Origin of the sequence: Ensifer sp. ZNC0028, assembly GCF_000799055.1 — a bacterium.
Lineage (GTDB): Bacteria > Pseudomonadota > Alphaproteobacteria > Rhizobiales > Rhizobiaceae > Ensifer.
Window position 1 is genome coordinate 42,438 of sequence record NZ_JTLA01000028.1, and the last position, 22,576, is coordinate 65,013.

The window sequence follows — 22,576 nt, forward strand, 5'->3', positions numbered from 1 at the left end:
GCTCATCCTGCGCTCGACCGCTCAAAAAATCGCTGCGCGATGAAATTGCCCCCTATCTGATTTCAATTCCTGATCTATCTTTCCCTTGGAGATCCAAACGGAAAGGGACCCGTTCATGGGCATTGAAAGCATTCTCGTCTTCCTGATCGTCGGCGCGGTCGCCGGCTGGCTCGCCGGGCTCATCGTCAAGGGCGGCGGTTTCGGCCTCATCGGCAATATGGTCGTCGGCATCATCGGCGCCTTCATCGCCGGTTTCCTCTTCCCGGCGATCGGCATCAGTCTCGGAACCGGCATCCTCTCGGCGATCCTGCACGCGACGATCGGCGCCGTCATCCTTCTGGTGCTGATCCGCATCGTCAAACAAGCCTGACCCATCGCCGACGGCAGTACCCTTCGCGCCCGGGACATCCCCGCGCCGTTCCATCTGGACGCGCGAAGGGCGCTGTAGCACTGTGATCTGCCGGACGGGACATCGCACTTAGCCAGACGGAGGCGAGCATGAACGCGCTTTACACCGACAAGATCGAAACGGCGCTGAAGTCGTTCATTGCCGATCACCCGGGAATGCAGACACGGGATCAGGCGATCATCGCGATCCTCGAAAACTGGTTCACCAATCATGGCTACCTGCCACCGCAACAGGAAGGTCTGCGTCCGGAAGACCTTGACGCCTCCAACGACGACTGAGAGATTTGCACGCCCGGCACGAAGAACCATAGCGCTCTTCGTGCCGCAGCCGACCGCCATTGCCTTTTAATTACGTGAACTGTTCGCCATGAGCCTGACCTCCGTCAAAGACTTCTTTTCAGAGCATGCCCCCGACATCGACGTCATCGAGCTTCAGCAAAGCACCGCAACGGTCGCGCTTGCGGCCGAGGGCCATGGTGTCGAGCCGGCGCAAATTGCCAAGACGCTGGCGCTTCGCGTCGGAGACGACGTGATCCTGATCGTCACGCGCGGCGACGCCCGCCTCGACAACAAGAAATACAAAGCCCGCTTCGGCACAAAGGCGCGCATGCTCGGCTTCGACGAGGTGGAGGCCGAAACCGGCCATCCGGTCGGCGGCGTCTGCCCCTTCGGTCTTGCCAAGCCGCACAGCATCTATTGCGACATGTCGCTCAAGGCCTACGACATCGTCGTGCCGGCCGCCGGCGCCACCAACGCGGCTGTGCACATCAGCCCAACCCGCATCGCCGAACTGACCGGCGCCGAGTGGATCGACGTATCCGAAACGTAGTTTGCCGTTTCGGATACGCGGCCTGCCTTGGAATGGCCACAAAGCTTAACTGAAACCGCTGGCGCGTCCCGGCAGTGATTTGCTGGGTCCGTCCTTCCGTTGCCAGGAGTCCGTCAAGCATGAAGCTACTCGCGTACCCGCTCGTCTTCGCCGCCACGTTTTCCCCGGCGCTGGCGATGGATCAGTCCCTGGTACGCCAGTTCGAAAAGCTCGACCCCCAGACCCGCCTGGAGCAGCGCTGCGACACCGAAGCGATGGAGCGCATCAACGCCGACAAGTCGAGCTTCAAACCGGACAAGGTGATTGCCTATACCTTCGCCGAACCGGTCGTGAAGGAAGACAAGATGAAGGCGCCGGGCGCCGTGTTCCGCAGCAAGGGGGAATGGTACAAGCTGAAGTTCAAGTGCCGCACCGACGCCGAGCACCTGGATGTCCTGTCTTTCGAATACAAGATCGGCGAGTTGGTGCCGCACGAGAGCTGGGACGAATTCTACCTCTACCCCTGACGGACGTCGAAGGACGCCGCGGCGTTAAAGGTGGCCAACCCTAAAGGATGGCCACGAGAAAGAGCAGCGAGCCGAACGACAACGCCGCCATGATGCTCATCAGCATTTTCATCATGTGCTCTGCCATATCGTACACCCTTACCTCGGCACCATCGGAACGACCGCGACGGCGTATCCCGTCCGCCGCGTAGATCCGTCGGACAAGGAGCGGCGTGAGCCTGATCCGAGAGTGCGCCCGCATGGTTAACAAAGCGTTAATTCGAGTGATGCCGAGAGCGGTCGCGCATCCCCTATCCAAGATAAGGCTCACACAAGATCGACGCGGAATAACGAATGGGCAGGGGAAGTTCCCTGCATGCGCGGTTTCCCCGCGTCTTGCGGCAGCCCCAGGGCTGGCAATGCGGGCAACGGGCAGCGTCCGAGCGACGAGAAATCGCGCGAAATGAGCACCATGGAGAGGCGCGTGAGCCAGGTTAAGCTGAGCATTTGCATTCCAACCTACAATCGCGCGGCGTTTCTCGAAAAGGCGCTCGCCTATTTCGTCGACCTTTACCAATTCTCCTACAAGTACGAGATCATCATCTCCGACAACGCGTCGACGGACGATACGCGCGACGTGGCCGAGCGCTTCATCGCCAAGGGCTTGCCGATTCGTTATCTCAGGCAGGCGGAAAACTACGGTTCCGGCGCAAACGTCGTCAGCGCCTTCAGCCGCGCGACCGGCGAATATGTGCTCTACCTTGCCGACGACGACATTCTGATCAACGACGGCATGCGCGAGGCAATCCGCTACCTGGATCTCAATCCGGAGGTCACCGCCTGCTACGCTCCCTGGTACACGCATGACGAAGTCGAAGAGCGCGACGATCCGCCGTTCTACATCGTCGACAAGGACACGAAGTTCAAGAAGCGCGCATTCGAGGAGGTGTTCGACTTTCTCTGCGAACGACACGTGTTTCCGGAAATCGGCATCTACCGGGCGTCGGCGCTTCGATCGGCCTGGGTACCCAGGAACTTCGCCTATTGGGCCTTCGCCTATCTCGCCCATTTCCTGGAGCAGGGCGCCGTCGCCTTCCTGAGAAAGCCGTTCTATCGACAGGTCACCCGCTCGAAGATTGCCCGCGACCGGCCGCAGGCCGGCCATGCCGACGTGCTCACCGCCTGGGACAGCTACCGCGGCGGCCTTGAATATTTCCTCTATTCCGGCGCCAAGCGCGGCGCCGTGCGGCTGACGCCCGAGCGTCGGGCCTATCTCGATGCGCAGGTGCGGGATTTCACCATGCTGCGCATGACGGTTGCGCTGCGCATGTGGCTCGCGAAGAAGGACTACATCCGAGCCTATGAGCTTTATACCCGTCTGATGCTCGGCGGCTTCGAACACCATCCCGAACTGCAGCGGTCAAAGGGCGTTCTGCCACTCATGGTCGCCCTGCAGACGGTGATGTGGCATACGAACGCGGTGGCCGAGATCGATCGTCTGGTGCTTCACGGCGTCGACGACTATGGAGCGATCGAAGAGCTGTTGCGCGATCTTGGCCTGCGCTCCCATCTCGCCGTCGTTCCCGGCACGACGGAACTCACGCCGGAGGAAATTGCCCGCACGGCCGTCTTCGTCACTGTTGACAGCGACCGCAAGCACTATCTTCGCAAGGGGCACCTGCCGAACCTGGTGGTCAGCGAAAGCGACATCCTCAACCACGTTCTGCTTTAAAATACAAAAGGGCGCCGCTGGCGCCCTCGTTTCTTTTCGCAGGTTATACCGGGAAGCGCGACGGGCAAGAGGCCGCTTGGCCACGCACGCCCCAGGGATACCGCACTACTTGCGCATGATGCCCTTGTAGTAGGCGCCGTTGCGCGGCGGTGGGCGGTTCACAACCTTGGCCTCAGGATTGTACTTCTCGCTCTTGTGGCCTTCGTTGATGGGCGTTGTCGATACGCCCTTGTAGTAGCTTCCGCCGGCAAATGCCGGAGCGACGCCGCCCACGGCGACCGTCGCAGTCACCAAAGCTGCCAGAGAGAGTGTCGCAAGTTTACGCATGTCTGATCCTCGTTGACCCGGCCACGCCCCCGTTTTTTCCCGGATTTCGTGGCCTAAATTGTGCGGCGACGAACTGCGCCGCTCAGGTCCTCCCGGGCGCCAGAATAGGCAGAAGCTGCGACACGCCTGTAACGCAGGTGACAGCCGGGGAATCTTGGCTGGGTTAAGCTTCGGGGTCAGTCGAAGGCAGGTCCGCACGGCGGACGGATTTCTCCCGTCCCTGAATCAAACCCTCCAGATCGACCGCTGCGTTTTGTCTCAGCGGAAAAGCTGCAGAATGTTCTGAGCGTCGGAATTGGCTATCTGCAAAGCTTGGATGCCGAGCTGCTCCTGCGACTGCAGGGCCTTCAGCCTTGTCGACGTTTCATTCATGTCGGCATCCACCAGCCGACCGACACCCTTGTCGATCGTCGCGATCAGCGTCTGTGCGAAGGTTGTCTGCATATCGATGCGCGACAGCAGCGAGCCGAGTGCTGCGGCGCCATCGATGGTCCGCTGCAGGACGACCTCGATGTATTGGAGATAGGAATCGACCGATTGCGGGTTCGCCGCGATATCGACGTCAAGGAAGTTTCTGCGGGCGATCGGCTCGATGTTCACCTCGATATTTGTGAAGCCGATACCGGTCCCGGCACCGGATTTCCGATCGAAGGCCGGATCGGACTTTATCAGGATGCCGCCTGAGCCATTGTTCTGAATGATGGTGTTGGGCCGGGTGATGAGCGACTGAAGCACCGTCACCATCTCGTCCACCGTCTCGATCTTGCCGGTATCCTTGCCCAGCAGCGCGTTCACCTGGTTGCGGTCGAAGGAATGGGTGCTGGGCGCCTCGCCGTTCACCGAAAAATTGAAGGACACGACGACGTCCTTGTAGACCTCGAACTGCTCGAAGGTCAGCGTCATTTCCGATCCGCGCTCGCCGAAGTCCGAGTTTTCGACGAGACCCGCTCCGCCGCCGCTCGACGTGTTGACGACCAGGTTGGCGACCTCGACATAGGAGCCGTCGAGGGCGGAATTCTGCTGTGTCATAAAGCCGATCTGGTTGATGATGGGGGCGTAAGGCTCGTAGGGGTATCTGTAGGTCTTGACCGTGGCGCCGGTCCCGGCCTGCTTGACCGCATGGTCGAGCACCGCTGCATACTGCGTGTAGTCGGATATTACGCCATTGGCGGCTGCACCGAGCACCGTATCGACGGTCGCGCGGTCGACGGTGACCGGCGTTGTCTTTCCGGGGTGTAGCGGCGGCGACAGGCCCTGGGAGCCGCTGTCCTTGTCGACGATGACATCAAAGGTGATCTTGTCGCCGGCATTCGAAAAGCTGAGCGGCCCCGTGAACTGGAACACGAATTCGCCGGCCTGGCCGATCCGATTGTTGTAGTTGCTGTTGGTCGTATAGCCGTCGACGTCGACCGACGTTATGAAACGGATCCCGCCGATGGTCCTCAGATCCCGCGTATCGGCCTGCAGGATGCCGCCGCCGGTGCTGTTGAACAGCGAGGAGTCCCGCAGGAAAAAGTCGGCCGTGTTCAGCGACACGCCGTTGCGGGCGTCTCGCGAAAACGAGGAGGCGACGGAGGTGCGATTCAGGTCGCTGTCATAGATGTCGGAGACGCTGGTTCTCAGCCAGTTCTGCCCGCTGAAGCTCGCCGAATCCACGATGCTCAGGATCTGCTGCTTGAGCTGGTCGAGCTCCTTTTGAAGCTTGCCCTTGTCGACGCCGGGCTCCCTCGCCGTCACCAGCCTGGCCTTGAACTCGCTGAGAATACCGGTAACGGCATCCATCGCCGCATAGGCCGTCTCGACCTTGGCCGCTCCGAGCCCGAGCGCGTCCTGAACCGCGGACACGGCCTTGGCGTCCGAGCGCATGGTTGTCGAAATCGACCAATAGGCGGCGTTGTCCGCCGCCGTCTGAATTCTGAGGCCGGAGTTCAGTTGCCCGCGTACTTCGGCCATGCCGGAATTGATCGTACGCAGAGTCTGGAGCGCAGAAATCGCCCCAGCGTTCGTGAGAATGCTGACCATATTAGTGACATCTTAAAATTGAAAAATGCCCTTCATGGGCCGCTGTGATTGTGGCGATACAACCAAATACGTGGTTAACGCGGACTTAAGAAACCCGCCTCGACGTGCAAATATTGCGTCGGCGCTTCCGGTCGTTGGCAAAAATTGCGGCCCTGCCCCGGCCCGGCCCATAGCCGGGGTCAGGCACGCTCGGCCGCCAGCGGCACCGGCTGGGTTACCGGGAACAGGGCTTTCAGGGCGTCGAAGTGCTTTTCCACCAGATGCCAGGAAATCGTCGCGACGATCACGGTGATGGTGCTCATGACGAGGAATGTCATCGGCCCTGCCTTGTAGAGCGCTGGCCACTGCTCCGCGACCAGCCACCAGAGCGCCATATGGTACACATAGGTGGCGTAGCTGACCCGGCTGAGGAAGCGCGTGACAGGGTTTGCAAGCAGATAGGCCGACACGCCCTTGTATCCGATGTAGGAACTCAGAACGATCGACGACAGCGCGTAGATGCAAAGCAACTTGTAGGTTTCCGAGTGGCCGAACTTGATACCGACGAAGAGCGGCGACGCGATGATGGCGACCGATACGAGGTTGTTGAGCTTGCTCGTCAGCACCGCCCGCACGTCGACATTGTCCTTGACCAGCGCGAGGATGGCCCCGGCCGCCACGGGGTCGAAGGCAAGAACGATGTTTGACCAGGCGAGAAGCCCGAGCTCGTCGCTGTAGGTCCGGGCGATCACCGACATCGTAAAGATGAGGACATAGGCCACGAATATATGCCGCCGGCTCAGGAAGATGATGATCAGCGGAGCGGTCAGGTAGAACTGCTCGACGATGTTGAGGCTCCAGAGATGCGCGGCAACCCAGGGCTCCCAGTCCTGGGTGATGGCGAAATACAGGCTCGACATTTGAAACGTGTGCCACACCAGGCTGTTGCGTATGCCATCCATGTTGAACAACGCCGCCACGAACAGCATCAGGAACAGGGCCGGAAGCAGGCGGAGCGATCGGCGAATGTAGAAGTTGGTGACGTTGATCGTCGCCTGGGTGTCTTTTGCCGACAGCAGGATCACCCCAATCAAAAAGCCGCTGATGATGAAGAAGAGTGAAACTCGAACCGATTCAAGCGTGGGATGCTCGTTCCAGTAATGAACGTACAATACCCCCGTCATGGCGATCACGCGAAGCCCGTCAATTTGCTCCCGCCTGTCGCCGCGCGCTCCCGTCGCAGCCATTCCTTTGTCCCCGCAGGATATAATACTTAAATTATTTCTACTTAAGAATATCCTTGGAGATTACGCCGCTTCCGCGCACTTGTGAAGAGGAGCGATGTTCTTGATCGACCAGAGACGATACCTCTTCCGCCGACCCGAAAACAAGAAAGCCACGGGCGCGGCACGCCCGTGGCCTTTATCAAGGTTCAAAGCAGCCTTAGGCTTCCTTGAAGACCTCGTCGCGGTTTCGCCGCATCGACGGCGAGATGGCGACCACGAGCGCCATGACGGCGATCGCAAGCAGAATGGCCGACAGTGGCGATTGCAGGAACGTCAGCGGGCTGCCGCCGGAGATGATCAGTGACTGGCGCAGCTTCTCCTCGAGCAAACGGCCGAGCACGAAGCCGAGCGCCAACGGCGCAGGCTCGAATTCGAGCTTGTAGAGGGCGTAGCCGATGATCCCGAACAGGGCGGCCATCATCACCTGGGCGGCATCGTTGGCGATCGAATAGAGGCCGATGCAGCAGAAGCAGACGATCGCCGGAAACAGCAGGCGATAGGGAACGCGCAGCAGCTTCACCCAGAGCCCTATCAGCGGCAGGTTGATGATGACCAGCATGAGGTTGCCGATCCACATCGAGGCGATGAGCCCCCAGAACAGTTCCGGATTGCGCTCGATCACCTGGGGTCCGGGCACGATGCCCTGGATCATCATCGCGCCGACCATCAGCGCCATCACCGCGTTTGGCGGCAGTCCGAGGGTGAGAAGCGGGATGAAGGAGGTCTGCGCGCCGGCATTGTTGGCGCTTTCCGGGCCGGCGACAGCCGCCGGTGCGCCATGGCCGAAGTCCTGCGGCCGCTTCGACATGCGCTTTTCCACGGCGTAGCTGGCAAAGGGGCCGAGGATCGCGCCGTTGCCCGGCAGGACGCCAAGGACCGAGCCAAGAAAGGTGCCGCGCAGGATCGGCGGGAAGTTTTCCTTCAGCTCCTTCAGCGTCGGCCACAGGCGGCCGATGCGGCTGCGCACGACATCGCGGGATTCCGGATCGGCAAGGTTCTTGAAGATCTCGCCAAAGCCGAAGATGCCCATGGCCAGCACGACGAATTCGATGCCGTCCTGGAGCATTTCAAGGCCGAAGGTCATGCGCTCGCGGCCCGTCTCCATGTCGGCGCCGACGCAGGAGAGCAGCACGCCGACGAGGATCATCGACACCGCCTTCAGAAGCGAGCCATGCGCCAACACGACGGCGAAGACGAGACCCATGATCATCAGCGAGAAATACTCGGTCGGACCGAAGAGTAGGCCCATGCGCGTCATCGGAACGCCGAGGGCGGCAATCACGATGGTGGCAACCGTGCCGGCAAAGAACGAACCGATCGCCGCCAGACCGAGCGCAAGCCCCGCCTGGCCCTTCTGCGCCATCTTGTGGCCGTCGATGGCGGTGACGACCGCTGTCGCTTCACCGGGAATGTTGACGAGGATGGCCGTGGTCGAGCCGCCATACTGGGCGCCGTAATAGATGCCGGCGAGCATGATCAGCGAGCCGGTCGGATCGAGCGAGAGGGTGACCGGCAGAAGGATCGCGATGGTGGCGACCGGGCCGACGCCCGGCAACACGCCGACCAGCGTGCCGATGAGACAGCCGATGAAGCAGAGCGCGATGTTCTGCAGGGTGAACGCCACGGTCATGCCGAGGCCGAGGTTGATAAAGACGTCCAGCATCTCAGTATCCTAGAAGCCAGGGCGCGACGGGAACCGAAAGCCCGAGCGCATAGCGAAAGAGGCCGATGCAGAAGGCTGTTAGCACGGCGGCAAAGACGAGAAGTTCGCCGAGGCGCGCATCGCGCGCGGCAAGGCCGGAAGCGACGACCGCCAGCGGACAGGCGATCGACAGGCCGAGACCGGGAATGGTAACCGGACCGAGATGATAGCCACGCACCGTAACGGCAAAAAGAACGACGCCGAGGATGACGGGGATCGTCTCGCGGATCGCCCAGCGGCCGGTCGACGGCCCCGGATCCTTTCGGCTCAGCACCAGTTGCAGGAGCCCGAGCCCCAGGATGACGACGGACAGCACCCGCGGCATCAGCCCCGAGCCGACGCCTTCCGAGGTCATGAAGGGCAAATCCGAGCCGGCCCAGAGGCCAAGCCCGCCAAGGCCGACCAGCACGATGCCGGCAAGCCTCTCCCGGCCGAGCCCTCCCGCAGAGGGCTCGGTTTCAGTGTTCGTGGACGTGGCCTGCATCTTACTCGACCTTGATGTCGGCGGCTTTCACCACGTCGCCCCAGCGCGCGCGCTCCTTGGCCATGAACTCGGCAAAGGCCTGGGGGCCCATGGAGGACGGCACGGCACCGTCATTCTTCAGCTTGTCGAGCACGTCCGCATCGCTGAGCGTCTCGGTCGTCGCCGCTTCGAGCTTCGACTTCACGTCTGCCGGCATGCCCTTCGGCCCGACGAGGCCGTACCAGGCCGATGCAGTGTAACCCGGAACGCCGGCTTCGATGGCGGTCGGCACATCCGGCAGGCTCGCAAAGCGCTTGTCGCCGGTGACGGCAAGCGCCTTCAGCGTGCCGCTCTCGATCAGCCCGATCGCCGAGGGAATGGTGGTGACCATGAAGTCGATATGGCCGCCGACGAGGTCATTCACCGCCGGGCCAGCACCCTTGTAGGGAACGTGCCTGACCTTGATGCCGGCGGTCTGGCCGAGCAGCAGGGCGCCGAGATGGCTGGCCGAGGCGTTGCCGGCCGAACCATAGACCAGCTCTCCGGACTTGGCCGCCTCGACGAGCTCGCCGAGCGTGTTGACCTTGAGCGACGGTCCGACGACGACGACGAGGGACGCATCGGCGATCATCGCGATCGGATCGAGGTCGGTGCCCGGATCGGCCTTCAGCTTAAAGATATGCGGGTTGACGACCATCGGGCCCTGATTGCCGATCAGCAGGGTGTAGCCGTCGGGATCAGCCGCAGCAGCAACTTCAGTGCCGAGGTTGGCGGCAGCACCTGGGCGGTTTTCGACGATGACGCGACCGCCGAGCGCCTTTTCAAGCCGCGCGGCAAAGACGCGGGCGATGGCATCCGTGCCGCCGCCGGCGGCATAGGAAACCACCAGCGTGATCGGCTTGGACGGATAGGCATCCTGCGCCATCACAGGGGCTGCGACCGACATGGTCATGGCAACCCCGCACAGGGCAAGGGCGACGCGACGGGTAAATTTCATGGGCATTTTGTTCTCCTCCCAGTTCGTTAATGCATTCGCGACACGTTGCTCGGCAAGACCCTAAGCGTCTTTGCGAACAAGAGCCGCACCTTCAAACAGCCGACGTGTGGTGCGCATGACAGACACCGTCGGGCTGTTGTCCCCCATGGCCTTCTCGACCCTCACCCGGAGCTCGCCGGTCGGGTGCTCGAAGGCGATCGTCGCCGGCAGCGAGAGTTCCGGAAACCGCTGCCCCACCAGGCTCGTCGGGATCGTTGCCGCCAGGCCGAGGCTCACCGCGCCGGTCGTTGCAAGCGCCGTGTGGCAATTGGCGGGCGTGAAATAGCGCACGGCCAGATCGCCGCCGTTTGCGGACGCGCCGATCAGCACCGGCTTCGGCAGAACCGACTGGCTGACGTCCCCCATCCCCATCAGCCTTCCGGCCTCCCGCCGGATTTGTTCGAGCCGGGCCATGAAATCCGCATCGGCGTCGAAAACCGCAGCCGGCTCCGAGCCGGTGTAGCCCATATCCCCAGCGGTGATGATCACCACCGGCGTCGCGCCATCCAGCAGGGTCACTTCGAGGCCGAGAATGACATCGGTGGCCTTACCGCTCGGCAAGAGCCGGCCGGTCTTGGCGCCGATCGCGTCGCGAAAAGCCAGATAGACAGGCGCCGCCTTGCCCGGGACGCCGTCGATGGCGGCCTCGCCCTGATAGGCGATCGCGCCGCCGGGCGTCTGGATGCGGGCGTCGATGATCTTGCCGGTGTTGACGTTGTGCACCTTGATGACCGTTTCGTCGCCGGTCGGCAACACCAGGCCGGCCTCGATGGCGAAGGGACCGACGGCCGAGAGCATGTTGCCGCAGTTCGGCGCCGTATCGACGCTGCGCTCCAGCACTTTTACCTGGGCAAAGAGATAATCGACATCGGCTTCCGGACGGCTCGACGGGCCGACGATCGCGACCTTGCTCGTCAGCGAGTTGCCGCCACCGATGCCATCGATCTGCAGCGGGTGGCCCGACCCCATGATTTCAAGCAGCAGGCGGTCACGCTCGACCGGATCAGCCGGAAGATCGCGAGACAGAAAAAACGGTCCCTTCGACGTTCCGCCGCGCATCATCACGCAGGGTATCCTGATCAAGTCATCCATTCCGCATGCTCCTCCGCACCGGCCGCAACCGGCTGATCGGAGGGATCTCACGGATCAAATCTGTTGTGAAATGCAAAGAATGACGTAATTATTCCGATATGCGCAATAATTTCGAATTCCTCGACCTCAAGGCTTTTCTCGCCGTCCTCGACCTCGGCTCGTTCAACGAAGCTGCCCGCCAGCTCAATCTTTCACAACCTGCGCTTTCACGGCGGATCAAGGGTTTTGAAGCCTCCGTCGGCGCGCAGCTGATCGAACGCACGACCCGGCACGTGGCGCCGACGCAGGTCGGGCGCGAGCTTCTGCCGCTGGTGCGGCGACTGGTGGACGAATTCGAGGAATCGATCCTCTCGATCAGCGATCTCGGCGGGCGACACCGCGCCCAGGTCACAATCGCCTCGGTCCCGACCGCGGCCTTCTATTTTCTTCCCAGGGTTGTGCAGTCCTTCAACGAGAAATTTCCAGGCATCCGCTTCCGCATCCTCGATCTCTCGGCCAATGAAGGGCTCGATGCGGTCGCCAACGGCGAGGTGGAATTCGGCATCAACATAACAGGTGCTGCGCGCCCCGATCTCAGCTTCACGCCGCTCGTCGACGACCCCTTCGTGCTCGCCTGCCGCCGCGACCATCCGCTTGCGACGTCGAAACAACTGACCTGGGCGGACCTCACCGGCCACCCGCTGATCGGCGTCAGCAAGACCAGTGGCAACCGCGCCGTGCTCGACCGGGCGCTGACAACGGCGCAGGTGCAGCTCAACTGGTTCTATGAGGTCAACCACCTCTCGACCTCGCTCGGCCTCGTCGAGGCGGGCCTCGGCATCTCGGTGATGCCGCGGCTGGCGACACCCCAGGTCGAACACCCGGTCATCGCCACAGTCCCACTGACCGCTCCCACCGTCAGCCGCACCATCGGCCTCGTCGAACGCCGCGGCGGCAGACTATCACCGGCCGCCATCCGCTTTCGCGAGATGCTGGTGCAGGAGTGGACGACGTATTGAGGAGGCGCAGTCGCAAGGCGAACGCACGCTAGCGCGAAACGCGCTTTAAAGGACCAAGATCTTGGAGAAAAAAATGGTGCCCGGAGGCGGATTTGAACCACCGACACGCGGATTTTCAATCCGCTGCTCTACCAACTGAGCTATCCGGGCATCCTGCCGTTTCGGGCATTGGCTCCTTTCGGAACCATCGGGGCGCCTGTGTGTGCCCCGGGAACGAGCGGGGTTATAGCATCTTGTTCGGCGGTGTCCAGCGCCAAATGAAAGTTTTTTGACCGAAATCCTGTGGACAATCGAATGACCGAAAAAGCGAGGAGTTTCAGAGAGATCGCATCCTCTCCCTCGTCCATTTTTCGTGGAAAGTGGCCGTCGGAAGCCGAAAAAGATGATCGCGCGCACTTGGTGGCGCGCGAGGATCTTCGCGGCGTCGTTCGCGGCAAAGAGGATATATGGAAGGAAAAGCCGGACTGGCGGGTCCGGCCGTAGCGGCACGCCTAGCGGTCGTCGCCGTCGTCGGCCTTCGCCTCGTCGTCGGCGACCGGAATAGCGTAGGAGCCGGAGAGCCAGCGGTTGAGGTCAACGTTGCGGCAGCGGTCGGAGCAGAAGGGGTAGTGTTCGCGGTGCGACGGCCGGCCACATTCCGGGCACGGGCGCGGCGCGCGCAGGGGCGCGACGTTCGAACCGCTTTTCTTCGTTTCGTCGGTCACTCGTTCAGCCTTCCAGCCAACGATTGTGCACGTCGTAGCCTTCGCCGACAAGCAGGCTGACGGTTTCGTAGAGCGGCAGGCCGACGACGTTGCTGTAGGAGCCGACGAGCTTGACGACGAAGCTGCCGGCGATGCCCTGGATGCCGTAGCCGCCCGCCTTGCCGCGCCATTGGCCCGACGCAAGGTAGCTCTCGATATCGAAGCCGGACAGACGCTTGAAGCGCACCTTGGTGTCGACGACCTTCTGGCGCACGGTCTTGTCCGGAGTGATCAGGCAGACGCCGGTATAGACGCGATGGCTGCGGCCGGAAAGAAGATGCAGCGCGCTCGAGGCCTCGCTGACAAGTTCCGGCTTCGGCAGGATGCGGCGGCCAACACAGACGACCGTATCGGCCGCCAGGATGTAGCTTCCGTCCCAGCCGGCCTCGCCCTTGACCGCAGCAAGCGCCGCCCGTGCCTTTTCGGCCGACAGGCGCCGTGCGAGCGAACGCGGATGTTCGGCACGCTTCGGCGTCTCATCGAGATCCATCGGCATCAGGCGCGCGGGCTCGATGCCGGCCTGCGCCAGAAGCTCGACGCGACGCGGCGAACCGGACGCAAGTATCAGTTTCTTGGCCACTGTCATCGGAACGAGCCGTCACTCCAGAGCAATTCCAGCAAAATGCGATAGGCGGTTTACGGAATTGCAATCCAACCAAAGGTTAGAGCGTTTTCGCGATTCGAAGAAGAAGCGGAAATGCTCCAGGAATTGCTAAGAGCCGGAGCGGCTTACTTGAAGCGGTAGGTGATACGGCCCTTGGTAAGGTCGTACGGGGTCATTTCAACGAGAACCTTGTCGCCGGCAAGCACGCGGATGCGGTTCTTGCGCATGCGGCCAGCCGTGTGAGCGATGATCTCATGCTCGTTTTCGAGCTTCACGCGGAAGGTCGCATTCGGAAGCAATTCGGTGACCACGCCCGGAAATTCAAGGACTTCTTCTTTCGCCATGTAGGACTGTTCTTTCTATCTTTGTTTAGGGAACCGTCAGGTATCCCGAAAAATTCGCCGGAAACTACACAATCGACGAGGATTTGTGAACCATCTAAGACCGGCTTTTGCGCTTTTGTGACGGGCTACTGTGCCGCGCGTCGGATCAGAAGCGCGAAGCCGCTATAGCACTTCGTACCGCTCCATGTCTCTAGTCTTAAATCGATCGGGATTTAAGCGGGCATGGAAACGTCTTGGGCTGGAACCGCCCGCGGATTTTCGGCAAAGCCTCAGACGTCTTCCGCCTTCTTCGAGCCGACCAACCGATGATTGATCAGCGTCGACAGGTGATCGCGCACAGCGCGATAGGCATCGACGATCTGCTCGCGCGTGCCAGCGGCCACCGTCGGATCCGGCGTCGGCCAATAGACCACGTCGACGGCCATGGACCGCGTCAATTCAAGCGCCTTGTGATGGGCTTCCGGCGCCAGCGTGACGATGAGGTCGAAGTAATCGTCCTCCAGTTCGTCCAGCGTATGCGGCTGATGGCGACCGAGGCTCAGGCCCACTTCGGCCATGACCACGTCGACGAAGGGATCGCGTTCCCCATGCCGCACACCTGCCGAGGCGACATAGGTTCCGGCCGGCAGCGCCGCCTTGGCAAGCGCCTCGGCCATCGGCGAGCGGATGGCGTTCATGCCGCACATGAAGAGGACCGAGCGGGGCATTTTCAAGCGCTGAGCCTCGGTTCCCGCCATGCCGGTTGCCGCCCTCACCCGCGCCAGTAGAGCACGCAGACGAGCGTGAACAGGCGGCGGGCGGTGTCGAAATCCAGCCGGATCTTGCCGGAGAGGCGATCCATCAGCGTCTGCGAACCTTCGTTGTGGATGCCACGACGCCCCATGTCGATCGCCTCGATCTGGCTCGGCGTCGCCGAGCGGATCGCTTCGTAATAGCTCTCGCAGATCATGAAGTAGTCCTTCACGATCCGGCGGAACGGGGTCAACGACAGGATGTGGGTGGCGACACCGTCGCCTTTCTCGGTCGAGATCGCGAAAACCAGCTTCGCATCGACAAGAGAGAGATTGAGCTTGTAGGGGCCGCCGGGATGGCCGGCGGGCTCGAACAGGTTTTCTTCGAGCAGGTCGAAGATCGCAACCGCGCGCTCATGCTCCACGTCCGGGGTCGAGCGGCCGATGGTCTCGTCCAGAACGACATCGCAGAGACGCTGGTTGCGGTCCGCCTTCATCCAGCATCACCGAGATTGAGGCGAATGGCGACGGAGCGCGCATGGGCCTCAAGGCCCTCGGATTTGGCAAGCACGATCGCCGCCGGCCCGAGGATCCGCAACTGTTCGGCGTCAAGCCGCAGGATCGATGTGCGCTTCATATAATCGAGCACGCCGAGGCCGGAGGAGAAGCGCGCCGAGCGGGCGGTCGGCAGCACGTGGTTGGAGCCGCCGACATAGTCGCCGATGACCTCGGGCGTATGGCGGCCAACGAAAATCGCGCCGGCATTGCGGATCTTGGCGACCATCGGCTCGGGGTCGGCAAGTGCCAGCTCCAAATGTTCGGCAGCGATCCGGTTTGCCAGCGGTACGGCCTCTGCAAGATCGGGCACGAGGATGACGGCGCCGAAATCGCGCCAGCTTGCCGACGCCGTTTCGGCGCGCGGCAGCGTCTTCAATTGCCGCTCGACCGCGTTCTCGACCGCCTGGCCGAATTCCGCATCGTCGGTGATCAGGATCGACTGGGCGCCGACATCGTGCTCGGCCTGGGCGAGCAAATCAGCGGCGATCCAGTCCGGGTCGTTGTGCTTGTCGGCAATGACCAGCACTTCGGAGGGGCCGGCGATCATGTCGATACCGACCGTGCCGAAAACCTGGCGCTTGGCCGCGGCCACATAGGCATTGCCCGGGCCGACGATCTTGGCGACCGGCGCAATCGTCTCGGTGCCATAGGCAAGGGCGGCTACGGCCTGCGCGCCGCCGATGCGATAGATTTCCTCGACGCCGGCGAGCCGTGCCGCGGCCAATACTGCCGGATTGATCGCACCGCCCATTGCCGGCACCACCATGACGATGCGGGGAACGCCCGCCACTTTCGCGGGCAGCGCATTCATCAGCACCGAACTCGGATAGCTCGCCGTACCCCCCGGCACGTAGAGGCCGACGGCATCCACCGCCGTCCAGCGCGAGCCAAGGCCGACGCCCATGGCGTCTTCGTAGATATCGTCCTTCGGACGCTGGCGCGCGTGGTGCGCTTCGATGCGGGTGGCGGCGACCTTGAGCGCGCCGAGAACCTCCGGCTCGACCGCCTGGATCGCCGCATCGATCTCGGCGGCGCTGACCGCCATCGGCGTCGTCTGGAAATCGACGCCATCGAAACGCTTGGAGTATTCGGCAAGCGCCGCATCGCCGTGCAGCCGTACGTCGTCGATGATCGCCTTGACCACCGCATTGACGTCCTCGGACACCTCACGCTTGGTCGTCAGGAATGACGCGAACTTTTGTTCGAAGTCACCGTCGAGAAAATTGAGCCTGATTGCCAAAGGGACGTCCTCGTATGCCAGTGTCACATGCCAATGTGGGCGGATCGATCAGCGTCAAGCGCCTTCGGGGTGCTTGGGCTTGAAAGCGGTTTCCCACGCCCCGCCGGTATCCGCAAGCTGCGTTTCGATGCATTCGACGTCAAGCGCGATCGAGGCGTCACCAGCCAGAACCAGCTCCAGCGTGCCTTCCGGCCCCTCGCCCTCCACCGTGAACTTCAGCGTCAGCAGATCGAGCACCGCTTCGCCATCACGCCGGTCGAAGCCGACGGAGCGGACCGCATTCACCCGCTTGAAGAGGAGAAGCGCCCGCCGGCGCTCGAAGGAGCGGCGCTTGCCATCGGCCGTTTCCCAGACGAAGCGGTTGACGATGAGCGAAAACTGCTTGCGGCGCGCGTCGTATTCCAGGCCCGAAACCTTGAACACGGCATCCTGGACGTGGGCGGAGACGACAGCGAGATCCTCCTCGTCGAGCGCCAGCAGCTTCAATCCGGTCATGCCATCCATTCCTTTCGTTTCGCCGCACATCTTGCCGTGCCACAATTGAAATGGACATAGGATGTTGCGCCTGAAACCGCAACGGTATCAGGCGCAACCGAAGAAATCAGTCGCTGACGCGCTCCACGTGCGCGCCGCAACGGGTGAGCTTCTCTTCGAGCCGTTCGAAGCCGCGGTCGAGGTGGTAGACGCGCGAGACCATGGTTTCGCCTTCGGCGGCAAGGCCGGCGATGACGAGCGAGACAGAGGCGCGAAGGTCGGTCGCCATAACAGGCGCACCCTTCAGGCGGCTGACACCCTCGATCTTGGCCGTCTGGCCCGAGAGCGAGATCTTCGCGCCGAGGCGAGCGAGCTCCTGCACATGCATGAATCGGTTCTCGAAGATCGTCTCGGTGATGTGCGAGGTGCCCTTCGCCATCGTCATCAGGCCCATGAACTGCGCCTGCAGGTCAGTCGGGAAGCCCGGGAAGGGATCGGTGACGATATCCACCGGCTTGATGCCGGCGCCATTGCGCACGATGCGGATGCCGCTGTTGGTCTCGGTGATCTCGGCGCCAGCGCGGCGGATCGCTTCGAGAGCCGTGTCGAGCAGGGCCATGTCGGTGTCTTCGAGGATGACGTCGCCGCCGGTCATGGCAACGGCCATGGCATAGGTGCCGGTCTCGATGCGATCCGGCAAGACGCGGTGGCGCGCGCCGGAAAGCGAACGTACGCCTTCAATTGTGATCGTCGGCGTGCCCTGGCCGGTGATCTTGGCGCCCATGGCGTTGAGGCAGTTGGCAAGGTCGACGACTTCAGGCTCGCGCGCGGCGTTGCCGAGCACCGTGGTGCCGTTGGCAAGGGTCGCTGCCATCATCAGAACGTGGGTGGCGCCGACCGACACTTTCGGGAAGGTGTAACGCGCACCGATCAGGCCGCCGGCGGGCGCCGTCGCGTTGACGTAGCCGCCATCGATCTCGATGTCGGCGGAAAGCGCCTTGAGGCCCTCGATGAAAAGATCGACCGGACGCGTGCCGATGGCGCAGCCGCCCGGCAGCGAAACTCGCGCCTTGCCTTCACGGGCGAGCAGCGGGCCGATGACCCAGAAGCTCGCGCGCATCTTCGAGACCAGCTCGTAAGGGGCGGTCGTATCGACGATGTTGCGGCAGGTGAAGTGGATGGTGCGGGCGTAGCTCTCGCCCTGGCGCTCGCGGCGGCCGTTGACGGAGATGTCCGCGCCATGATTGCCGAGGATGCGGATCAGCTGCTCGACGTCGGCCAGGTGCGGCACGTTTTCGAGCGTCAGCGTGTCGTCGGTCAGAAGCGACGCAATCATCAGCGGCAGGGCCGCATTCTTGGCGCCCGAAATCGGGATGACGCCATTGAGCTTGTTGCCGCCTACAATCCTGATGCGATCCATGAGGCCTCTCGAACGGGCTTGGCCCGCCTTTCCAAAATAATCCGATGTTGTCTGAAGGCGCCTCTTTAGTGGAGACGCCGCGAAATTAGAAGTACCTTGAACGCCGCGCATCCGTTCAGACGCCTGGCGCTGTAATATTTAGGTCGTTGCACAGCTTTCCCCCGCGATCGGTCCCGATTTACGGACCTGTGCATTCGAACGGCCGATGGCCATGCCGCCGGCAAATTGAAAACGAAGCGGCGGATACCGCTTCCTGCCCGTACTAATCTTGGGATTCGTCCGTTTTTGCGGCAGGAAGACCGCTGACTTCATCAGCAGCGCCGGATCGGCGCGCCCGCATCTGCTGCTTGCGGCGCATGAGGTTGTCGCGCAAGTTCCTGGCAAGACGCGCCTTTTTCAGGTCCGCCTCGGTCGTATCCTTTATCTTTTTCTGGCGCACCTTGCCGTCCGCCTGCCGCTCGTCAGGCGTAGACACGGCCTTGCCGCTTTCTTCGTCGTCTGTTTGCATGCCCATGCCATAGCGCAAAACCAGGGTCTTCGGAAGCGCCAGCGACTTTTCTCACAGCTCTTCACGAAAAACTTCGAAAACCTGCTTGCACTCCCGGCTCAGCTATGGCAATAGCCCCCTCGCTTGATGCGGCTGACACACGAACCGGCCGCCAGATGCTGCTATAGCTCAGGGGTAGAGCACTCCCTTGGTAAGGGAGAGGCCGAGAGTTCAAATCTCTCTAGCAGCACCAGTTTTCTCTCAAGAGATACAATCGGTTATTCGCGTGCGAAGCGCTTCGCAATGTTCCGTCGGTTGCCATCTGCAAGCCGCCTCATCCGAACATTTGCCCGCGTCACCCATGACGGCTCAGTGGCTCACGCCTTACCCTTTTCGGTCCACCGACAGCCATTCACCTGGTACGTCCTCTGCGCTACACTTCGATTCGGGCGCGCCCACGCCTCCCCCCTCCGATCGGGAAAGCAGATTTCATGCGGGGCCATCCATCATCGAACCGACTGTTCGAGCATTGCGCATAAGGAGGGATTGCGAAGGTTGCTCGCATCAGGAGGTTACCGATGAAACTGACTGCGCCGATCTACCATCTGAAACGCAAGGCGAAACGCCTATGCCGCGGCGAAGCCATTTTCTTGCACGAGGCGCTCGATCGCATCGCGGTGCAAGAGGGTTACAGCAATTGGAGCCTGCTTGCTGCCAAACATGCGGCGGCGGGCATCGAAACGGCGATCCAGCATTCGCAGCTCGACCCTGGCGATCTCGTTCTCCTCGGCGCGCGTCCCGGCCAGGGTAAGACGCTGCGAAGCCTCGCGCTTGCTGTTGAGGCGATGAGGGCCGGCCACAGAGCCTTCTTCTTCACGCTGGAATACACCGTCGCGGACGTGATCGGGCGCTTTACCGCCATCAAGGCCGACTACGACCAGTTTGCGTCGTTATTCGAGATCGATTGCTCCGACACGATCAGTGCCGACCATATCGTTGACAGGCTGTCGACGGCGACGCCAGGCACGCTTGTGGTGGTGGATTATCTCCAGCTTCTCGATCAGCGGCGCGAAAACCCCGCGCTTGGCGATCAGGTGCGCAAATTGAGGGCATTCGCGCGGCAACGCGGGCTTATCATCATCTTCATCTCGCAGATCGATCGGTCCTTCGAAGCCACCGCGAGACGATTTCCGGACCTGGACGATATCCGTATGCCGAACCCGCTCGATCTCCGGCTTTTCGACAAGGCCTGCTTCTTGAGTAAGGGGGAGGCACGGCTCCAATCAATCAATTGATACGAAGCTTGGCTGGCTGACATCGGGAACGTATCCGCCTTCGCCGCGTTACCGTTTCAAAGGCAGCAACGCGGAGGCTTCTCAATGAAAGGTATCGTTCTCTGGCTTATGGGCGTGCCGCTCATCGTCATCATCCTTCTCTACATGTTCGTATTCTAGAGAAGCAAAATGCAACGGCAGGTTGGCAGATTAACGCGACCTTAAGATTCCACTGCCAGATTTGACATTGCGATGATGGACAATCGCAACATCTTTGATCCCCTTTTGAAACCGGCTTCTGCCGGTTTCTTTTTTTTGCACCTGTTTCGTACTTGGCGTTACTTGCTTGCGTTACTTGGCGGTCAGACCTTGACCGCCTGCTCCACGAAATCCTGTGAGCCGAAGAACTTGAGGTAACGCTCGACCTCGGCCGGGTCACCGGTCGCCTTGCGCGGATTGTCGGACAGCTTCACCGCCGGCCGGCCATCGGCTTCGCTGACCTTGCAGACGATCGAAATCGGGCTGAGACCGCTGATTTCTGTCGGCGCGCAACCGGCGAAATCGTTGGTGAGGTTGGTGCCCCAGCCGAAGCTCATGCGCACGCGCCCCTCGAAGTGGCGATACGTCTCGATGATCGTGTCGACGTCGAGACCGTCGGAGAAGATCAGCAGCTTTTCCCGGGGGTCCCGGCCCATCTTCTTCCACCAGGTGAGGATCTTTTCACCGCCCTCGATCGGCGGCGCACTGTCCGGCCTGAAGCCCGTCCAGTCCGCCACCCATTTCGGCGCATCACGCAGGAACGCCGCTGTGCCGAAGGCATCGGGCAGCACGATCAGGAGATTGCCGCCATAGAGTTGGTTCCAGTCCTGCAGTACCTTGTAGGGGGCGGCAGCCAGTTCCTTGTCGTTGCGGGCAAGGGCCGCGGCCACCATCGGCAATTCGTGTGCGTTGGTGCCAAGCGCTTCCAGATCGTTGTCCATGGCGAGCAACACGTTGCTGGTACCGGAGAACGAACTGCCAATCCCTTCCTTCAGCGCCTCGACGCACCAGCGCTGCCAAAGGAAGCTGTGGCGGCGGCGCGTGCCGAAATCGGAAATCCTGAGGTTCGGATACTGCCTGAGGCGCTCGACCTTGGACCACATCTTTGCCTTGGCGCGGGCATAGAGCACATCGAGGGTAAACGGGCCGAGGCCCTTCATTGCCGAGCGCGAGCGCAGCTCGTTGATGATCGCCAGCGCCGGGATCTCCCACATGGTGGTCTCCGCCCAGCGGCCGCGGAAGGTCAGCTCGAACTGGCCGTCGCTACGTTTCAGCTCATAATCGGGCAACCGGAATTTCGCGAGCCAGGCGAGAAACTCCGGCGAGAAGATCTGCTTGCGGCCATAGAACGTATTACCGGCAAGCCAGATCATTTCCTTCTTGGAGAACCGCAGCTCGCGCGCGTGATCGAGCTGCTCGCGTAGTTCCTGCTCGTCGATCTCGTCGGCAAGCCGCACCGTCTTCGTGCGATTGATCAACGAGAAGGTCGCGTCGACATCCGGATAGAGCTGCCAGATCATCTGCAGCATCAGGAGCTTGTAGAAATCCGTGTCCAGCAGGCTGCGCACGATCGGGTCGAGCTTCCAGGCGTGATTGTAGACGCGCCTGGCGATATCGGTCTTCGTCATCGGTGAAATTGCTCCTTCCTCTTGGGCGAGGCTAGATCATCCCGGCTAATTCAGCTCAACGCCGGCGTCACGCATGCGCGTGATCATGGCATGAAGAGAGCCATTGAGGTCGATGCCCCGACAGGCGTCGAGAACGACCGAGGTCGAGAAGCCCTGCGTCACCGCGTCGAGCGCGGAGAAAGCAACGCAGAAATCGGTCGCGAGCCCGCAGAGCGTCACCTTTTTGATGCCGCGGTCCCTGAGATAGCCGGAAAGACCGGTCGGCGTCCGGCGGTCGTTCTCGAAGAAGGCGGAATAGCTGTCGATCTGAGGGCGGAAACCCTTGCGGATCAAAAGCTCGGCGCGGGTCCATTCGAGCGCCGGATGGAATTCGGCGCCAGCGCTGCCCTGCACGCAATGATCCGGCCAGAGCGTCTGCGCGCCATAGGGCATGCCGATCATTTCGAAGGGGTTTTTACCAGGATGGCTGGAAGCGAAGCTCGAGTGGCCGGCCGGATGCCAGTCCTGGGTCAGAACCACATGCTCGAAGCGATCGATCAGGCCATTGATCATCGGCACGATCTCGTCGCCACCTGCCACACCGAGCGCTCCGCCCGGGCAGAAATCGTTCTGCACATCCACGACGATCAACGCTTTATCCGCCATCATTCACCTCTTGGCCGATCAACTGGTTAT

Annotated in this window: 26 protein-coding genes and 2 tRNA genes; 9 read left to right on the forward strand and 19 right to left on the reverse strand. The window is 61.8% G+C overall.

The window, feature by feature from the left end:
- Nucleotides 1–115: 115 nt before the first annotated feature.
- The 5 genes from L981_RS06520 (at nucleotide 116) to L981_RS06545 (ending at nucleotide 3,454) form a co-directional block, all read left to right on the forward strand.
- The gene (locus L981_RS06520; RefSeq protein WP_034796969.1) at nucleotides 116–370 is read left to right on the forward strand and encodes a GlsB/YeaQ/YmgE family stress response membrane protein; all 255 of its coding nucleotides are present in this window, start codon (nucleotides 116–118) and stop codon (nucleotides 368–370) included.
- A gap of 128 nt (nucleotides 371–498) precedes the next feature.
- Nucleotides 499–687: a hypothetical protein gene (locus tag L981_RS06525; RefSeq protein ID WP_034796970.1), complete on the forward strand. Its 189-nt coding sequence runs from the start codon at nucleotides 499–501 to the stop codon at nucleotides 685–687.
- A gap of 88 nt (nucleotides 688–775) precedes the next feature.
- Nucleotides 776–1,237, forward strand: a complete 462-nt coding sequence (locus tag L981_RS06530; RefSeq protein ID WP_043613094.1) for a YbaK/EbsC family protein — start codon at nucleotides 776–778, stop codon at nucleotides 1,235–1,237.
- A 119-nt stretch (nucleotides 1,238–1,356) separates the two neighbouring features.
- Nucleotides 1,357–1,743, forward strand: coding sequence for a DUF930 domain-containing protein (locus L981_RS06535; protein WP_043613096.1), 387 nt, complete (start codon nucleotides 1,357–1,359; stop codon nucleotides 1,741–1,743).
- A 463-nt stretch (nucleotides 1,744–2,206) separates the two neighbouring features.
- On the forward strand, nucleotides 2,207–3,454 hold the full coding sequence (locus L981_RS06545; protein ID WP_043613191.1) for a glycosyltransferase family 2 protein: 1,248 nt from the start codon (nucleotides 2,207–2,209) through the stop codon (nucleotides 3,452–3,454).
- A gap of 105 nt (nucleotides 3,455–3,559) precedes the next feature.
- On the opposite strand, the gene L981_RS06550 is transcribed toward L981_RS06545, so the two are convergent.
- The 7 genes from L981_RS06550 to L981_RS06580 all read right to left on the reverse strand — a co-directional run bounded on the left by L981_RS06550 (nucleotide 3,560) and on the right by L981_RS06580 (nucleotide 11,361).
- Nucleotides 3,560–3,781: a hypothetical protein gene (locus tag L981_RS06550; protein WP_034796981.1), complete on the reverse strand. Its 222-nt coding sequence runs from the start codon at nucleotides 3,779–3,781 to the stop codon at nucleotides 3,560–3,562.
- Nucleotides 3,782–4,039: 258 nt separating this feature from the next.
- Nucleotides 4,040–5,803: a flagellin gene (locus L981_RS06555; protein WP_043613100.1), complete on the reverse strand. Its 1,764-nt coding sequence runs from the start codon at nucleotides 5,801–5,803 to the stop codon at nucleotides 4,040–4,042.
- Between the two features lie 179 nt (nucleotides 5,804–5,982).
- Entirely contained in the window at nucleotides 5,983–7,029 is a 1,047-nt protein-coding gene (locus L981_RS06560) for an acyltransferase (protein ID WP_043613102.1), read from the reverse strand.
- Between the two features lie 196 nt (nucleotides 7,030–7,225).
- Nucleotides 7,226–8,731, reverse strand: coding sequence for a tripartite tricarboxylate transporter permease (locus L981_RS06565; RefSeq protein ID WP_043613103.1), 1,506 nt, complete (start codon nucleotides 8,729–8,731; stop codon nucleotides 7,226–7,228).
- A 1-nt stretch (nucleotide 8,732) separates the two neighbouring features.
- The gene (locus L981_RS06570) at nucleotides 8,733–9,254 is read right to left on the reverse strand and encodes a tripartite tricarboxylate transporter TctB family protein (protein ID WP_082005919.1); all 522 of its coding nucleotides are present in this window, start codon (nucleotides 9,252–9,254) and stop codon (nucleotides 8,733–8,735) included.
- A 1-nt stretch (nucleotide 9,255) separates the two neighbouring features.
- Nucleotides 9,256–10,236 (reverse strand): tripartite tricarboxylate transporter substrate binding protein, encoded by a 981-nt coding sequence (locus L981_RS06575; protein ID WP_245281596.1) that lies wholly within the window; start codon nucleotides 10,234–10,236, stop codon nucleotides 9,256–9,258.
- Nucleotides 10,237–10,290: 54 nt separating this feature from the next.
- Nucleotides 10,291–11,361 carry a 4-oxalomesaconate tautomerase gene (locus L981_RS06580; RefSeq protein ID WP_043613106.1) on the reverse strand — a complete coding sequence of 357 codons (1,071 nt, stop codon included), beginning with the start codon at nucleotides 11,359–11,361 and terminating at the stop codon, nucleotides 10,291–10,293.
- A gap of 98 nt (nucleotides 11,362–11,459) precedes the next feature.
- On the opposite strand from L981_RS06580, the gene L981_RS06585 reads away from it, so the two are divergent.
- Entirely contained in the window at nucleotides 11,460–12,359 is a 900-nt protein-coding gene (locus L981_RS06585; protein WP_034796999.1) for a LysR family transcriptional regulator, read from the forward strand.
- A 74-nt stretch (nucleotides 12,360–12,433) separates the two neighbouring features.
- Here L981_RS06585 and L981_RS06590 read toward each other — a convergent pair.
- Nucleotides 12,434–12,509: transfer RNA gene (locus tag L981_RS06590), tRNA-Phe, on the reverse strand.
- 144 nt (nucleotides 12,510–12,653) lie between these two features.
- On the opposite strand from L981_RS06590, the gene L981_RS34410 reads away from it, so the two are divergent.
- Nucleotides 12,654–12,842, forward strand: coding sequence for a hypothetical protein (locus tag L981_RS34410; protein ID WP_156133996.1), 189 nt, complete (start codon nucleotides 12,654–12,656; stop codon nucleotides 12,840–12,842).
- 8 nt (nucleotides 12,843–12,850) lie between these two features.
- Here the strand turns inward: L981_RS34410 and yacG are convergent, their stop codons facing one another.
- The 9 genes from yacG to L981_RS06635 all read right to left on the reverse strand — a co-directional run bounded on the left by yacG (nucleotide 12,851) and on the right by L981_RS06635 (nucleotide 18,987).
- The gene (gene yacG, locus L981_RS06595) at nucleotides 12,851–13,063 is read right to left on the reverse strand and encodes a DNA gyrase inhibitor YacG (RefSeq protein WP_043613109.1); all 213 of its coding nucleotides are present in this window, start codon (nucleotides 13,061–13,063) and stop codon (nucleotides 12,851–12,853) included.
- Between the two features lie 4 nt (nucleotides 13,064–13,067).
- Complete coding sequence (locus L981_RS06600; protein WP_034797002.1) at nucleotides 13,068–13,688, reverse strand: Maf-like protein; 621 nt, start codon at nucleotides 13,686–13,688, stop codon at nucleotides 13,068–13,070.
- 143 nt (nucleotides 13,689–13,831) lie between these two features.
- Nucleotides 13,832–14,050 (reverse strand): translation initiation factor IF-1, encoded by a 219-nt coding sequence (gene infA / locus L981_RS06605; RefSeq protein ID WP_004435948.1) that lies wholly within the window; start codon nucleotides 14,048–14,050, stop codon nucleotides 13,832–13,834.
- Between the two features lie 269 nt (nucleotides 14,051–14,319).
- Nucleotides 14,320–14,787, reverse strand: coding sequence for a low molecular weight phosphatase family protein (locus tag L981_RS06610; RefSeq protein ID WP_043613113.1), 468 nt, complete (start codon nucleotides 14,785–14,787; stop codon nucleotides 14,320–14,322).
- Nucleotides 14,788–14,801: 14 nt separating this feature from the next.
- Nucleotides 14,802–15,278, reverse strand: coding sequence for a UPF0262 family protein (locus tag L981_RS06615; RefSeq protein WP_043613116.1), 477 nt, complete (start codon nucleotides 15,276–15,278; stop codon nucleotides 14,802–14,804).
- Nucleotides 15,275–16,579, reverse strand: coding sequence for a histidinol dehydrogenase (gene hisD, locus L981_RS06620; RefSeq protein ID WP_043613119.1), 1,305 nt, complete (start codon nucleotides 16,577–16,579; stop codon nucleotides 15,275–15,277). The genes L981_RS06615 and hisD overlap by 4 nt, the downstream gene beginning before the upstream one ends.
- A gap of 54 nt (nucleotides 16,580–16,633) precedes the next feature.
- On the reverse strand, nucleotides 16,634–17,074 hold the full coding sequence (locus L981_RS06625; protein ID WP_043613197.1) for a DUF2948 family protein: 441 nt from the start codon (nucleotides 17,072–17,074) through the stop codon (nucleotides 16,634–16,636).
- 106 nt (nucleotides 17,075–17,180) lie between these two features.
- Nucleotides 17,181–18,473 carry a UDP-N-acetylglucosamine 1-carboxyvinyltransferase gene (gene murA / locus L981_RS06630; protein ID WP_043613121.1) on the reverse strand — a complete coding sequence of 431 codons (1,293 nt, stop codon included), beginning with the start codon at nucleotides 18,471–18,473 and terminating at the stop codon, nucleotides 17,181–17,183.
- 262 nt (nucleotides 18,474–18,735) lie between these two features.
- Complete coding sequence (locus tag L981_RS06635) at nucleotides 18,736–18,987, reverse strand: hypothetical protein (RefSeq protein ID WP_210335871.1); 252 nt, start codon at nucleotides 18,985–18,987, stop codon at nucleotides 18,736–18,738.
- Nucleotides 18,988–19,138: 151 nt separating this feature from the next.
- On the opposite strand from L981_RS06635, the gene L981_RS06640 reads away from it, so the two are divergent.
- Both L981_RS06640 and L981_RS06645 read left to right on the forward strand, forming a co-directional pair.
- A tRNA-Thr gene (locus L981_RS06640) sits at nucleotides 19,139–19,213 on the forward strand.
- Nucleotides 19,214–19,538: 325 nt separating this feature from the next.
- Nucleotides 19,539–20,255 (forward strand): DNA helicase, encoded by a 717-nt coding sequence (locus L981_RS06645; protein ID WP_043613123.1) that lies wholly within the window; start codon nucleotides 19,539–19,541, stop codon nucleotides 20,253–20,255.
- A 341-nt stretch (nucleotides 20,256–20,596) separates the two neighbouring features.
- Here the strand turns inward: L981_RS06645 and pncB are convergent, their stop codons facing one another.
- The gene (gene pncB / locus L981_RS06650; protein WP_043613125.1) at nucleotides 20,597–21,901 is read right to left on the reverse strand and encodes a nicotinate phosphoribosyltransferase; all 1,305 of its coding nucleotides are present in this window, start codon (nucleotides 21,899–21,901) and stop codon (nucleotides 20,597–20,599) included.
- Between the two features lie 45 nt (nucleotides 21,902–21,946).
- On the reverse strand, nucleotides 21,947–22,546 hold the full coding sequence (pncA, locus tag L981_RS06655; protein WP_043613202.1) for a bifunctional nicotinamidase/pyrazinamidase: 600 nt from the start codon (nucleotides 22,544–22,546) through the stop codon (nucleotides 21,947–21,949).
- Nucleotides 22,547–22,576: the final 30 nt, after the last annotated feature.

Excerpts from the sequence above, each read along its gene's own strand:
- L981_RS06600 (WP_034797002.1), bottom strand. The coding sequence starts at position 13,688 with ATGACAGTGGCCAAGAAACTGATACTTGCGTCCGGTTCGCCGCGTCGC.
- L981_RS34410 (WP_156133996.1), top strand. The coding sequence starts at position 12,654 with ATGACCGAAAAAGCGAGGAGTTTCAGAGAGATCGCATCCTCTCCCTCG.
- L981_RS06575 (WP_245281596.1), bottom strand. The coding sequence starts at position 10,236 with ATGCCCATGAAATTTACCCGTCGCGTCGCCCTTGCCCTGTGCGGGGTT.
- L981_RS06615 (WP_043613116.1), bottom strand. The coding sequence starts at position 15,278 with ATGAAGGCGGACCGCAACCAGCGTCTCTGCGATGTCGTTCTGGACGAG.
- L981_RS06645 (WP_043613123.1), top strand. The coding sequence starts at position 19,539 with ATGAAACTGACTGCGCCGATCTACCATCTGAAACGCAAGGCGAAACGC.
- L981_RS06570 (WP_082005919.1), bottom strand. The coding sequence starts at position 9,254 with ATGCAGGCCACGTCCACGAACACTGAAACCGAGCCCTCTGCGGGAGGG.
- L981_RS06535 (WP_043613096.1), top strand. The coding sequence starts at position 1,357 with ATGAAGCTACTCGCGTACCCGCTCGTCTTCGCCGCCACGTTTTCCCCG.
- L981_RS06585 (WP_034796999.1), top strand. The coding sequence starts at position 11,460 with ATGCGCAATAATTTCGAATTCCTCGACCTCAAGGCTTTTCTCGCCGTC.
- pncA (WP_043613202.1), bottom strand. The coding sequence starts at position 22,546 with ATGGCGGATAAAGCGTTGATCGTCGTGGATGTGCAGAACGATTTCTGC.
- pncB (WP_043613125.1), bottom strand. The coding sequence starts at position 21,901 with ATGACGAAGACCGATATCGCCAGGCGCGTCTACAATCACGCCTGGAAG.
- L981_RS06530 (WP_043613094.1), top strand. The coding sequence starts at position 776 with ATGAGCCTGACCTCCGTCAAAGACTTCTTTTCAGAGCATGCCCCCGAC.
- murA (WP_043613121.1), bottom strand. The coding sequence starts at position 18,473 with ATGGATCGCATCAGGATTGTAGGCGGCAACAAGCTCAATGGCGTCATC.
- L981_RS06610 (WP_043613113.1), bottom strand. The coding sequence starts at position 14,787 with ATGGCGGGAACCGAGGCTCAGCGCTTGAAAATGCCCCGCTCGGTCCTC.
- L981_RS06525 (WP_034796970.1), top strand. The coding sequence starts at position 499 with ATGAACGCGCTTTACACCGACAAGATCGAAACGGCGCTGAAGTCGTTC.
- L981_RS06635 (WP_210335871.1), bottom strand. The coding sequence starts at position 18,987 with ATGGGCATGCAAACAGACGACGAAGAAAGCGGCAAGGCCGTGTCTACG.
- L981_RS06550 (WP_034796981.1), bottom strand. The coding sequence starts at position 3,781 with ATGCGTAAACTTGCGACACTCTCTCTGGCAGCTTTGGTGACTGCGACG.
- L981_RS06625 (WP_043613197.1), bottom strand. The coding sequence starts at position 17,074 with ATGACCGGATTGAAGCTGCTGGCGCTCGACGAGGAGGATCTCGCTGTC.
- L981_RS06555 (WP_043613100.1), bottom strand. The coding sequence starts at position 5,803 with ATGGTCAGCATTCTCACGAACGCTGGGGCGATTTCTGCGCTCCAGACT.
- L981_RS06580 (WP_043613106.1), bottom strand. The coding sequence starts at position 11,361 with ATGGATGACTTGATCAGGATACCCTGCGTGATGATGCGCGGCGGAACG.
- L981_RS06520 (WP_034796969.1), top strand. The coding sequence starts at position 116 with ATGGGCATTGAAAGCATTCTCGTCTTCCTGATCGTCGGCGCGGTCGCC.
- L981_RS06560 (WP_043613102.1), bottom strand. The coding sequence starts at position 7,029 with ATGGCTGCGACGGGAGCGCGCGGCGACAGGCGGGAGCAAATTGACGGG.
- infA (WP_004435948.1), bottom strand. The coding sequence starts at position 14,050 with ATGGCGAAAGAAGAAGTCCTTGAATTTCCGGGCGTGGTCACCGAATTG.
- L981_RS06565 (WP_043613103.1), bottom strand. The coding sequence starts at position 8,731 with ATGCTGGACGTCTTTATCAACCTCGGCCTCGGCATGACCGTGGCGTTC.